13 protein-coding genes are annotated in these 13,115 nt (G+C 19.1%); 5 read left to right on the top strand and 8 right to left on the bottom strand.

Annotated elements, in window-relative coordinates:
• Nucleotides 1–61: 61 nt before the first annotated feature.
• The 5 genes from lon to AB4W45_RS01695 form a co-directional block, all read right to left on the bottom strand.
• Nucleotides 62–2,398: an endopeptidase La gene (lon, locus tag AB4W45_RS01715; RefSeq protein ID WP_367671129.1), complete on the bottom strand. Its 2,337-nt coding sequence runs from the start codon at nt 2,396–2,398 to the stop codon at nt 62–64.
• A 171-nt stretch (nt 2,399–2,569) separates the two neighbouring features.
• Entirely contained in the window at nt 2,570–3,820 is a 1,251-nt protein-coding gene (gene clpX / locus AB4W45_RS01710) for an ATP-dependent protease ATP-binding subunit ClpX (protein ID WP_367671128.1), read from the bottom strand.
• A 68-nt stretch (nt 3,821–3,888) separates the two neighbouring features.
• The gene (gene clpP, locus AB4W45_RS01705; RefSeq protein ID WP_367671127.1) at nt 3,889–4,509 is read right to left on the bottom strand and encodes an ATP-dependent Clp endopeptidase proteolytic subunit ClpP; all 621 of its coding nucleotides are present in this window, start codon (nt 4,507–4,509) and stop codon (nt 3,889–3,891) included.
• A gap of 72 nt (nt 4,510–4,581) precedes the next feature.
• Nucleotides 4,582–5,871, bottom strand: coding sequence for a trigger factor (locus AB4W45_RS01700; RefSeq protein ID WP_367671126.1), 1,290 nt, complete (start codon nt 5,869–5,871; stop codon nt 4,582–4,584).
• Nucleotides 5,872–5,930: 59 nt separating this feature from the next.
• On the bottom strand, nt 5,931–6,236 hold the full coding sequence (locus AB4W45_RS01695) for a BolA/IbaG family iron-sulfur metabolism protein (RefSeq protein WP_367671125.1): 306 nt from the start codon (nt 6,234–6,236) through the stop codon (nt 5,931–5,933).
• Between the two features lie 250 nt (nt 6,237–6,486).
• Here AB4W45_RS01695 and cyoA point away from each other — a divergent pair, with 250 nt between their 5' ends.
• From cyoA to cyoE, 5 genes are all read left to right on the top strand, one after another.
• Complete coding sequence (gene cyoA, locus AB4W45_RS01690) at nt 6,487–7,317, top strand: ubiquinol oxidase subunit II (protein ID WP_367671124.1); 831 nt, start codon at nt 6,487–6,489, stop codon at nt 7,315–7,317.
• Between the two features lie 74 nt (nt 7,318–7,391).
• Nucleotides 7,392–9,377: a cytochrome o ubiquinol oxidase subunit I gene (gene cyoB / locus AB4W45_RS01685; RefSeq protein ID WP_367671123.1), complete on the top strand. Its 1,986-nt coding sequence runs from the start codon at nt 7,392–7,394 to the stop codon at nt 9,375–9,377.
• Nucleotides 9,378–9,387: 10 nt separating this feature from the next.
• Nucleotides 9,388–10,011 carry a cytochrome c oxidase subunit 3 gene (locus AB4W45_RS01680; protein WP_367671122.1) on the top strand — a complete coding sequence of 208 codons (624 nt, stop codon included), beginning with the start codon at nt 9,388–9,390 and terminating at the stop codon, nt 10,009–10,011.
• Complete coding sequence (locus AB4W45_RS01675) at nt 10,008–10,337, top strand: cytochrome o ubiquinol/quinol oxidase subunit IV (RefSeq protein ID WP_367671121.1); 330 nt, start codon at nt 10,008–10,010, stop codon at nt 10,335–10,337. Before AB4W45_RS01680 ends, AB4W45_RS01675 begins: the two co-directional genes overlap by 4 nt.
• Nucleotides 10,321–11,208, top strand: a complete 888-nt coding sequence (gene cyoE, locus AB4W45_RS01670; protein ID WP_367671120.1) for a heme o synthase — start codon at nt 10,321–10,323, stop codon at nt 11,206–11,208. The genes AB4W45_RS01675 and cyoE overlap by 17 nt, the downstream gene beginning before the upstream one ends.
• Nucleotides 11,209–11,212: 4 nt before the next feature.
• On the opposite strand, the gene AB4W45_RS01665 is transcribed toward cyoE, so the two are convergent.
• The 3 genes from AB4W45_RS01665 to ribD are packed head-to-tail and all read right to left on the bottom strand — an operon-like array spanning nt 11,213 to nt 13,082.
• The gene (locus AB4W45_RS01665) at nt 11,213–11,509 is read right to left on the bottom strand and encodes a TusE/DsrC/DsvC family sulfur relay protein (RefSeq protein WP_367671119.1); all 297 of its coding nucleotides are present in this window, start codon (nt 11,507–11,509) and stop codon (nt 11,213–11,215) included.
• Nucleotides 11,510–11,527: 18 nt separating this feature from the next.
• Nucleotides 11,528–11,935, bottom strand: a complete 408-nt coding sequence (gene nusB, locus AB4W45_RS01660; protein ID WP_367671118.1) for a transcription antitermination factor NusB — start codon at nt 11,933–11,935, stop codon at nt 11,528–11,530.
• A 46-nt stretch (nt 11,936–11,981) separates the two neighbouring features.
• Nucleotides 11,982–13,082, bottom strand: a complete 1,101-nt coding sequence (ribD, locus tag AB4W45_RS01655) for a bifunctional diaminohydroxyphosphoribosylaminopyrimidine deaminase/5-amino-6-(5-phosphoribosylamino)uracil reductase RibD (RefSeq protein WP_367671117.1) — start codon at nt 13,080–13,082, stop codon at nt 11,982–11,984.
• Nucleotides 13,083–13,115 lie beyond the last annotated feature (33 nt).

Here is a 13,115-nt window from a genome sequence, read left to right as displayed (position 1 = left end):
AAATAACTTATTTATAATAAGATTATTATTTTTTTTTAAAATTATAAATTTTTTAAGAAATTTATAATTTATAAGGATCGTTTTTTAATGATATTTTTAGCACTTCTTTAATATTTTTTACTAGATATATTTTTATTTTTTTAAGTATATTTTTTGGAATATTTTTTAGATCTTTTTTATTTTCTTTTGGTATAATAATATTTTTTATTTTTTCTTGATAAGCTGATAATATTTTTTCTCTAAGACCTCCAATAGCTGTTACACTTCCATTTAATGTAATTTCTCCAGTCATAGCTAAACTTGATTTAACAGGATTTTTTGTTAAAGAAGAAGTTATAGATGTACATATAGAAATTCCTGCACTTGGACCATCTTTTGGAGTTGCTCCTTCAGGAATATGTACATGGATATCATTTTTTTCATAAAAATTTTTAGGTATATTTAGTTCTTTTACTAATGTTCGAATGACAGTAATAGCTGTTTGAATTGATTCTTTCATTACTTTTCCTAAATATCCAGTAAATGATAATTTTCCTTTTCCTGAAATACAAGCAGATTGTATTTTAAGTAATTCTCCTCCGCATTCTGTCCAAGCTAATCCTGTGACTTGCCCAATTCCATTTTTTTGATTATTTTTTTGTGATATAATTTTTTTTATTCCTAAGTATTTTTCTAAATTTCTTGTATTAATATTAACTTTTTTTAATTTTTTATTTAATAATATTTCTTTAACTATTTTTCTATATATTTTTGAAATATTTTTTTCTAGATTTCTTACTCCATATTCTTTTGTGTAATAACGAATTATTTGAATAATTACTTTTTTGGTAATGGAAATTTCATTTTTTTTTAAAGCGTTTTCTTTCATTTGTTTTGGTTTTAAATATGAATTATAAATTTTTATTTTTTCTTCTTCTGTATATCCAGGTAATTTTATAATTTCCATTCTATCTAATAAAGGTAAAGGAATATTAAGAGAATTAGCAGTTGCTATAAACATTACTTCTGAGAGATCATAATTTACTTCTAAATAATGATCATTAAAAGAAAAGTTTTGTTCCGGATCTAATACTTCTAATAAAGCAGAAGATGCATCAGATCTTGTGTCATAAGACATTTTATCAATTTCATCTAATAAAAATAATGGATTTTTTACACCAGTATTAGAAATTTTTTGTATAATTTTTCCTGGCATAGAGCCAATATATGTTCTTCTATGTCCTCTAATTTCTGATTCATCTTTAATTCCTCCTAATGACATTCTAGTATATTTTCTTCCAGTAGCTTGTGCTATAGATTTTCCAAGAGAAGTTTTTCCTACTCCTGGAGGACCTACTAGACATAAAATTGGACCTTTTATTTTATTCATTCTATTTTGAACTGCTAAATATTCTAATATTCTGTTTTTTACTGTTTCTAATCCATAATGATTATTATTTAATATTAATAATGCAGTTGATAGTTCTTTTTTTATAGTTGTTTTTTTTTTCCAAGGAACTTTTATCATCCATTCAATATAACTTCTTACAACTGTAGTTTCTGAAGACATATAAGGCATTAATCTAAATCTTTTTAGTTCTTTTATTAATTCGATTTCTATATTTTTTGGCATATTAGATTGTAAAACTTTTTTTTTCAAAACAGAATATTCATATAAATCTTTATCATCTTTTCCGAGTTCTTTTTGTATGGCTTTCATTTGTTCATTAAGATAATATTCTTTTTGATTTTTTTCCATTTGTTTTTTTATTCTAGATCGTATTTTATTTTCAATTTTAAATAATTTTATTTCAGATTCTATCATTATCATTAAATATTCAATTCTTTTTTGAATATCAATTGTTTCTAATATTTTTTGTTTATCAATTAATTTTGAAGTTATATAAGTAGCTATTGTATCAGTTAATTTATTAATATTATTTATTTTATGTAGTAAATTTATTATGTCTTTAGAAATTTTTTCATTAAATTCTGCATATTTTTCAAATTGATTAATAATAGTTCTTTTAAAGACTATTTCATTTTTTTTGATAATTTTTTGTATTGAAATAAGTTTAACTTTTCCTATAAATTTGTTTGTTTTATTTCCTAATTTAATAATTTTTGCTCTTTTTTTTCCTTCGATTAATATTTTTACTGTTCCATCTGGTAGTTTTAAAAATTGTATAATAGATGAAATTGTTCCAATTTCAAAAATATCTTTTATTTTTGGTTTTTCTATAGAATATTTTTTTTGAGTAACTAATAAAATTTCTTTATTTTTTTTAATAGCGGTTTTTATTATTTTAATTGATTTTTTTCGACCAATAAATAATGGAATTACCATATAAGGAAATATAACGGTATCTCTTAATGGCAAAATAGGCATTTTTATATATTTAGAATTATTTTCTTTCATATAATATTTCTCTTTATTTATATATTTAAAAAAATTTTATTTAAGTATGAAATTAATTAAAAAAATAAAAGAAATAGAAAAAAATTTTATTTATATTAGAATAAAAATTTTTAGTATTTATTAAATTAATTATATATTTTTTATTTTTTTTCAACAAAAATTTTTAAAGTTTTAAAATGTTTTCTTTAACAAAATTTGAGGAGAAGTATTTTTTAAAATTGTTGATTCATTTATAATAACTTTATCTACATTTGGAATAGATGGTAAATTATACATTGTTTCTAGTAATATTTTTTCTAATATAGTTCTTAAACCTCTTGCTCCTGATTTTTTTAATATAGATTTTTCTGCTATTTGTTGAATTGATTTTTTACAAAATTGTAGTTTTACTCCATCCATTCTAAATAATTCTTTATATTGTTTAATTAATGCGTTTTTAGGTTTGCATAGAATTTTTATTAGTTCTTGTTTGTTTAAAGAAAATAATGTTGTTATTATTGGTAATCTTCCTATAAATTCTGGTATTAATCCAAATTTTATTAGATCTTCTGGTTCTAGTTGTTCTAAATTTTTTTTTTGTAACATTTTTTTTTGTGTATTTTTTAAAAATCCTATTTTTGAACTTTTGTTTATTCTTTGAGAAATAATTTTTTTAAGACCTGAAAAAGTTCCACCACATATAAATAATATTTTAGATGTATCTATTTGTATAAGTTCTTGTTGAGGGTGTTTTCTTCCTCCATTAGGAGGCACTGATGCTATTGTTCCTTCTATTATTTTTAATAATGATTGTTGAACTCCTTCTCCAGAAACATCTCTAGTGATAGATAAATTATTAGATTTTCTAGATATTTTATCAATTTCATCTATATAAATTATTCCAGTTTGCGCTTTTTCAACATTATAATCACATTTTTGAAGTAGTTTTTGTACAATGTTTTCTACATCTTCTCCAACATATCCTGCTTCTGTTAAAGTTGTTGCATCTGAAATAGAAAATGGAACATTTAATGTTTTAGCTAATGTTTCTGCAAGTAATGTTTTTCCGCTTCCTGTTGGTCCTATAAGTAAAATGTTACTTTTTCCAAGTTCTATAGAATTTGTATTTGATTGATTTTTTTTATATAAACGTTTGTAATGATTATATACAGCGACGGATAATATTTTTTTTGATTTATTTTGACCTATTACGTAATCGTCTAATTTTTTTTTTATTTGATTTGGTTTAGGTAGTTCTTCATATTTTTTAAAAATAAATGATTGTTTATTTTTTTCTTCATTAATAATATTATTACATAAATTAATACATTGATCGCAAATATATGCAGCAGAACCTACTATAATTTTTTTTACTTCATTTTGATTTTTTTTACAAAAAGAACAGTATAATTTGTTATTATTTTGTTTTTTTTTATTTGTCATTTAATACCTCTAATCATACATTAAAATATTTTTTTTTAAAAAAATAATTCTTATTTTATTTTAAAATTTTATTTTTTATTCTGTAATATTGAATCAATTAATCCGTATGAAAGAGCTTCTTTTGCAGAAAAAAAACAATCTCTTTCAGTATCTTTTTCTATTTGTTTGATATTTTTTTTTGTATGAAGAGATAGTATTTTATTTATTTTTTTTTTTATTTTATTCATTTCAATTGCATGTATTTGAATATCTGATGCTTGTCCTTTATATCCTCCTAAAGGTTGGTGTATCATAATTCTTGAATTTGGTAAACTAAATCTTTTTCCTTTTTTTCCGGAAGATAAAATAATTGCAGCCATAGAAGAAGCTTGTCCTATACATATAGTATTTACGTTTGGTTTAATAAATTTTATAGTATCGTATATTGATAATCCAGAAGATATAATTCCTCCAGGAGAATTTATATATAGAAATATATCTTTTGTAATATCTTCAGATTCTAAAAATAATAATTGAGCAACAATTAAATTAGATAAATTATCATTAATTTCTCCTGTTAAAAATATTATTCTTTCTCTTAATAAACGAGAATAAATATCAAACGATCTTTCTCCTGAATATGTTTTTTCTACTACTATAGGAATTAAGTTTTGATTTGTAATTGGATTATATTTTTTTTTGTATGTCATTGTTGTTCTCTGATTTTTTTATTGAAGTATAAATTAATTATATAAAATATTTTTTATAGTTTTTTATTTTTTTTATAATTTTACATTTTTTGTTTTTTTAAAAGCTTTTCTAAACGTGCATCTTTTTTCTTTAATTATTATATTATTAAAAATAAAATTAAATGCTTGTTCTGTTAACATAAATTTTTTTATTTTATTTAAAATTTTATGTTTTTTTTGAGTTTCATAGTTGTTTTGTTTAAATTGTTTAAATATTTTTTTTATTGATTTATTACTAATAGAAAGAGATTCTTGTTTAATTATTTTATTTATTAAATAATTTATTTTTAATATTTTTTTTGATTCTTTTTTAATGTTTTTATTATGTTTTTTAAAAAATATATTTTTGTTTTTTTTCCATTTTAATAAATTATATTTTTTTATATTTTTAATAACTTTCATTTTTTTTAAATTAGAAAATTTTTTTTTACAAATTTTTATCCATTTTTTAATAAATTTATTTTTTAAATTTTCATAAGTAATTTTTTTTGATTCTTTTTTTAATTGTAAATAAATATTTTTTTTTATATCTTGAACATTTTTTTCTTTGATTCCTAGATTTTTAATTTTTTTAAAATCTATATTTTGTATTTTTTTTTCTTGTACTTTTAATATTTTTATTAGTAATTTACATTTTTTAAATAAAGAAATTTTTTTATATGGATGGTATTTAGAAAATGTTATATGAGTGATAATGAGATCATTTTTTTTTTTTCCAATTATTTTTTTATATATTTTTTTAAATAAAAAATTTTTGTTAACAAATATTACAAAATTATCATTTTTAATAGTATTTTTTTTATTTTCTGATATTAATTTAAATTTTATATTTATTTTATCATTTTCTAGAATTTTTGTTTTTTTTGTTGTCCAATTAGAAATATTTTTTTGAAAGTTTAATAGTACTTTATTAACATCTTTATTTGTTATTTTTATTTTTAATTTATTAATTTTTATTAATTTTAATTTTTCTTGTAATAAATTTTTTATAGAATCAAATTGAATTTTATAATTAAAATTTTTTCCTTTTTTATATTTTTTTAAAAAGTATTGAACGTTTTTATATATTTTTATATTTTTTTTTTGAATTTCTTTTAAAAAATTTTTATATATTATTTCTTTTAAAATTTCTTGTGTAATATTTTTTTCAAATTTTTCTTTAATTAATTTTATTGGTATATGACCTCGACGAAAACCATTAATAATTTTTGTTTTTTGAAGAAATAATAATTTTTTTTTTACTTTTTTTTCTATAATTTTTGATGATAATGTATTATTTATTTCTATTTTTTTTAAGTTTTTATTTAATACAATAGAATTCACATTTACCTCTATTTTTTTTTATTTTAAAAATTTTTATATTTTTTTTTAATAAAATATTATTATTTTATAATTTTTTTAATACATTTTATAGAATAACAATTTTTTTTATTTTTTTTCCATTCTTTTTTAGTATAGGTAAAAATTTCTATTCCATATATTTTTTTTTTATTTTTTTTAAATAAAATATTATAAATTATTTGGTGTCTTCTTAATATATTTATTTTTAAAAAATCATTACTTACAATAATTATTTTAAAATGAGAATTTTTTTTTCCAAATTTTTTATGAATATGACTTATATTATATATTTTAATATATTCTATTTTTATTTTTTTATTTAATATTTCTTTTATATATTTTTTCATTTTTTAATATTTTTTTTTTTTGGAAGAAAAATTTTATTATATTACTATAAATTATTAATAAATTTTTTTTTAAATAATTATAAATTTTAAATTTTTTATAATTATAATATTACAATATATTTTAATATTTATATAATTTATTTAAAAAATATAAATTTTTATTTAAAATATATTATTAATAAAAAATTTTTTATTAAAATATATTTTATTCATATAATAAAAAGATATTTTTGAATTTTTGAGGTTTATCATGAATTTTTTTAAATATAAAAAGTTTTTTTTAATCTTTTTTTTAACGTCTTTTTTAAGTGGTTGTCATGAAGGAATATTTTTTCCTTCAGGGATGGTTGCTTTAAAACAAAGAAATTTAATATTACTTTCTTTTTTTTTAATGTTAGTAATTATTATTCCAGTAATTTTTATGACTTTGTTTTTTTCTTATAAATATCGTCATACATCAAAAAATAAAGATTATGATCCAAATTGGAATCATTCATATATAATAGAAGGATTTTCTTGGGGCGTTCCTATTTTAATTATCTTTTTTTTATCTATTTTATCATGGAAAGAAACACATAATTTAGATCCAAGAAAACCTTTAACAAAAAATGTTTCTCCTATTAAAATTGAAGTTATATCTTTAAATTGGAAATGGTTATTTATTTATCCTGAACAAAAAATTATAACAATAAATGAATTAGTTATACCTACTAATTCTCCAATAGAATTTTATATTACTTCAAATTCGGTGATGAATTCTTTTTTTATACCATCTTTAGGTAGTCAAATATATTCCATGCCAGGAATGACTTCTAAACTTAATTTAATTTCAAATTTTCCTGGTATTTATAAAGGAATTTCTTCAAATTATAGTGGATCTGGTTTTTCAGATATGAAGTTTAAAGTAATTTCTACTACAGATTATAATTTTTTTAGTTCTTGGGTTAAAAAAGTAAAAAAAATTGGAAAAAAAATATTAAATTTTAATGATTTTAAAAAAATTTATAAAAATAAATTTAAAAAATATTTTTCTTATGATGATTTATTTTTAATTGAAAAATATATTAAAAAAGGAAATTAATATTTTTTAATTTAAATTTTTTGTTAAATATTAATAATTTTTTTATTTTAACTTTAAAACATTAGGAAAATTTTATGTTTGGAAAATTATCATGGAAAGATATACCTTTTCATGAACCTATTATTATGATTACGTATATTTGTATTTTTTTAGTTTCTATAACAATTGCATGTAGTATTACATATTTTAATAAATGGAAATATTTGTGGAATGAATGGTTTACTACTTTAGATCATAAAAAAATTGCAGTTATGTATATAATATTAGCGTTTATTATGTTATTTAGAGGTTTTGTTGATGCTATTATGATGCGAATTCAACAATATTTAGCATCTTTAAAAAATCCCTCTAGTTTTTTGCCTCCACATCATTATGATCAAATATTTACAGCTCATGGTGTAATTATGATTTTTTTTGTTGCCATGCCTTTAATTATTGGTCTTATGAATTTAGTAATTCCATTGCAGATTGGAGCTCGTGATCTTGCTTTTCCATTTTTAAATAATTTAAGTTTTTGGATTACGGTTAGTGCAGTTATTTTAATTAATTTATCTTTAGGAATAGGTGAATTTGCTAAAACAGGATGGTTAGCGTATCCTCCTTTATCTGAAATGGAATTTAGTCCTGGTGTTGGAGTAGATTATTGGATATGGTGTTTACAAATTGCTGGAATTGGTACTACTTTAACAGCTATTAATTTTTTAGTAACTATTTTAAAAATGCGAGCTCCAGGAATGACATTATTTAAAATGCCTGTTTTTACATGGACTGTTTTATGTTCTAATCTTTTAATTATCGCTTCGTTTCCAGTATTAACTATTACTTTATTATTATTAACATTAGATAGATATTTAAAATTTCATTTTTTCACTAATGATATGGGTGGAAATATGATGATGTATGTAAATTTAATTTGGATTTGGGGACATCCAGAAGTTTATATTCTTATTTTACCTGCATTTGGTATTTTTTCAGAAGTTGTGTCGACTTTTTCTAAAAAATCATTATTTGGATACACTTCATTAGTTTGGGCAACTCTTTCAATTACTGTTTTATCTTTTATAGTATGGTTGCATCACTTTTTTACTATGGGAGCAGGAGCTAATGTAAATGCATTTTTTGGAATTACAACAATGATTATTTCTATTCCTACTGGAGTTAAAATTTTTAATTGGCTCTTTACGATGTATAGAGGAAAAATTTATTTTCACTCTTGTATGTTATGGGCAATTGGTTTTTTAATTACTTTTTCTATTGGAGGAATGGCAGGGGTTCTTTTATCTTTACCTCCAGCAGATTTTGTTTTACATAATAGTTTATTTTTAGTAGCTCATTTTCATAATGTTATTATTGGAGGAGTTGTTTTTGGTTGTTTTGCTGGAATTACATATTGGTTTCCTAAATTTTTTGGTTTTGTGTTAAATGAAAAATGGGGAAAAATATCTTTTGTATTTTGGATAACTGGATTTTTATTTGCTTTTATTCCTTTATATTTTCTTGGTTTTATGGGAATGACTCGTAGATTAAGTCAAAATATAGATTATGAATTTCATTATTTACTTTCTATAGCATGTATAGGTGTTTTATTAATTTTTTTAGGAATTCTTTCACAGGTAATACAATTTTTTGTTTCTTTTAAAAATAGAAAAAAAAATTTAGATGTTAATGGAGATCCTTGGGATGGAAGAACTTTGGAATGGTCTATTCCTTCTCCTGCTCCTATTTATAATTTTTCTCAGATTCCAATTATAAATAGTAGAGATTCTTTTTGGAAAGAAAAAAATTTAAAAAAAAATGTTAATTATAAAATTCAGAAAAACATTTCTTATGAAAATATTTATTTACCTAAAAATACTTTTTATGGAATGCTAATTGGATTTTTTTTATTAATTTTTGGATTTTCTGCAATTTGGCATATTTGGTGGTTATTTTTATTTTCTCTATTAAGTGTTATTTTTATTTTTTTATATAAAAGTTTTTTAAAACCACAAAAATATTGTATAAAAAAAAATAAAATAAAAAAAATAGAAAAAATTCATTATAACAATTTAATTAAATAGAGTTTAAAATATGTTTAATAATTTTTTAAGTAAATTATTTGTTAAAAAAATAGATAATAATTCTAGTAATTTACAAATAAATAAAAAGAAAATTTTTGGTTTTTGGATTTATATTTTAAGTGATTGTATTATGTTTTCTACGGTTTTTTCTGTTTATTTTGTTATGGTTAATAATATTTCAGGAGGTCCTTCAGGAAAAGAATTTTTTAATTTAAATTTTGTAGCTTTAGAAACTTTTATATTATTATTAAGTTCGTTATTTTTTAGTATATCGATTGATTTTTTAAAGAAATATAATGTGTTTATGGTTTGTTTATTTTTATTTTTAGTTTTTTCTTGTGGAATATTTTTTATTTTTTTAGAAGGATATGAATTTTTTCATTTATTTAAAAAACATTATTATCCTACTAGAAGTGGTTTTCTTTCTTCATTTTATTGTTTATTATTTTTACATGGTTTCCATGTAATATCTGGTTTAATTTGGATAGTTTTAATGATTTTTCAAATTTCTTTAATTGGAATAAATAAAATAATTAATACACGAATTTTATGTTTAAGTATTTTCTGGCATTTTCTTGATATTATATGGATTTTTGTATTTACTTTTGTTTATTTATTTGGAGTAATACAATGATTTTTAAAAATAAATTAATTAATTTTTTTCAAACTACTATATTTTTTTATATAATTGTTTTTTTATTTTCATTAATTTTATCATTTTTTCCTTTTTTAATAGTTTCAATAAAATCTATGTCTTCAATTTTTTTATATTTTTTTGTAACAATATGCTGTTTAATTCAAGTTATTATACATATATTATTTTTTTTACATCTTAATGATTTGAATAAAAATAATTGGAATATTTTTTCAATAATTTTTACTATTACTGTAATTTTAATTATTTGTTCTGGGTCAGTTTGGATTATGCGGAATTTAAATCATCATGTCATATATTTATAGATATTTAAAAAAAGATCTTATGTATTATTTAGAATTGATAAAACCAAGAATTTTATTTTCAAATTTATTATCTGCTATATCTGGATATTTTTTTGGATTAAAAAATAATTCTATAAATTTTTTAATTTTATTTTATATGATTTTTGGTTTATTTTGCATAATATCATGTGGATGTGTTTTAAATAATATTTTTGATAGAAAAAATGATAAAAAAATGAAAAGAACTATGAATCGAGTTTTAGTTAAAAAAAAATGTTTTTTAAAAAAATCAATTATTTTTTCATTTTTTTTATTTTTTATTGGTTCATTTTTTTTATATTTTTTTGTAAATAAATTAGTTTATTTAATATCTTGTATTGGATTATTTGTATATGTTATATTTTATACAATTTTTTTAAAAAAAAAATGTCAATATTCTACAATTGTTGGAGCTATTTCTGGTTCTTGTCCTATATTGATAGGTTATTTTTCAGTATCTCATTATAGTATTTTTTTAGGAATATGTTTATTTTTTATATTTTTCTTTTGGCAAATACCTCATTCATATTCAGTTTCTTTGCTATATTTAAAAGATTATAAAAAAGCACATATTAAAGTTTTTCCAGTTGTAAATAATTTTCAAACTACATTAACTCATATGTATTTTTGTATAAATTTATTGATTTTTTTTACATTTATTTTTGGTTTTTTTAGTTATTTAAATGATTTAAATTTAACAGTACTTTTATTATTTGGATTTTTTTGGTTATTTTTAGTTTCTCAAGGATTTAAGACGTATTTAAATCCTTTAAATTGGATTTTAAAAATTTTTAAATTTTCTATATTTTATATTATTTGTTTTAATATTTTTATTTGTTTTAATTATATTTAAATTTTTAAATACATTTATTTGCGTTAGGAATTCCAGATATTTTATTGATTTGAATTGAGGGATTATTTTTAAATAATTTTATTAAATCAATACTAGTTATTTGATTTTTTTTTTTTTTATTAATTGCTGTTAGTAATATTCTAATAGAAGGACTTATATAAAATTTATAATAAAAATCTCTAGTAAAATGTATTATTTTCCAATGATTTTTATTTAATATAATACCTTTTTTGAGAGCTTTTCTAACAGCAATTTTTTTATTCCATAAATTATTTTTTTTTAGAGTTTTTTTTATTTTCATAATTATTTTTTATTATATTTATTTACGTATTTTATATGCTGCTTTATCTAATACTCCATTTATAAATTTATGGCTATCTTTAGATCCAAAAATTTTTGAAATTTCAATTCCTTCATTTATTATAACTTTATATGGAATATCTATTCTTTCTAAAAGTTCATAAAAAGACATTCTTAATATAGATTTTTCAATTTCTCCTAATCTATTAGAGTTTTTAATAATATATGGTTGAATTAGTATATCTATTTTTTTTTTATTTTTTGCTGTACCTGTAAATATTTCGTTAAAGTAATGTATATCTATTTTTTTTTTATTTTTTTTATAAAAATATTTTTTTATGTCTGAAATTTTATTATTAGATATTTGTAATGAATAAAGCGCTTGTACTATACATGTTCTTGCATTTTTTCTAAGATATATATTCATTTTTATATTTCTTTAAATGTAATAATTTTTTTATTAATGTATTTTTTTAAAAAGTAATAGTAAATTTTAAATCTGATCCAATTCTAGTAATTTTTTTAAAATAAATTTTTTTAGATTGAGACATTTTTTTTATTTTGTTAAATAAAAATATTGGTTTAGATTTATTTCCTAAAATTATTGGAGCGCAATATATAATTAATTCATCAACTAATTTTAATGAAATTAATGATGTTGCAAGTAGTGATCCAGATTCTATTAAAATATTTTTTATATTTAAAGTTCCTAATAAATAAAATAAATTTATTAAATTTATTTTTTTTTTATATTGTGGAACAATTATTTGTTTAACATGTTTTGGCCATTTTTTATTATCGCTTTTTAAGCGAATTAAAAAAATTTTTTCTTTTATTTGTATTATTTTATGATTTTTTTTTATTCTATTTTTACTATCAATAATTATTCGAATAGGGTGAATATAATTTTTTTTTTTAATAATTAATTTATTTTTTTTATTTATATCTGAAAATCGCACATTTAATAATGGATTATCTTTAATTACTGTATTGCTAGTAGTTAAAATAGCTGAACTTTTCGCTCTTAGTATTTGTACGTTTTTTCTAGATTTTTTGGATGTAATCCATTTGCTAAATCCTGAATTATCGGCTATTTTTCCATCAATTGACATAGCCATTTTTAATTTTATCCATGGAATTTTTGTTTTCATCCATTTAAAAAAATCTTTATTTAAATTTTTTGCTTCATTTTTCATTAATCCTAAATGAACAATAATTCCAGATTTTTTAAAAAATTTTATACTTTGTCCTGAGACTTTTGGATTTGGATCTTTAACTGCAATAAAAATTTCTTTTATACCTGATTTAACAATTTTTTTATAACATGGACCAGTTTTTCCATAATGGAAACATGGTTCCAGTGTTATATACATAGTAGATCCTATAGATAATTTTTTAGATTCTTTAAGAGCATTAATTTCTGCATGTGAAGAACCAAATTTTTTATGCCATCCTTGTCCAACAATTATATTTTTTTTAACTATAATACATCCAACCATAGGATTTGAAGAAGTAGTAAAAATTCCTTTTTTTGCTAAAAAAATTGCTTTTTTCATATAAATTTTATGATTCATAAAAATTTTTCGCTTTAGAAGATTTTTTTTATT

Origin of the sequence: Buchnera aphidicola (Periphyllus testudinaceus) (genome assembly GCF_964059035.1) — a bacterium.
Classification (GTDB): domain Bacteria; phylum Pseudomonadota; class Gammaproteobacteria; order Enterobacterales; family Enterobacteriaceae; genus Buchnera_J; species Buchnera_J aphidicola_BN.
The sequence above is the reverse complement of the archived record's forward strand: the minus strand, read 5'-3'. Positions and strand labels throughout refer to the sequence as shown.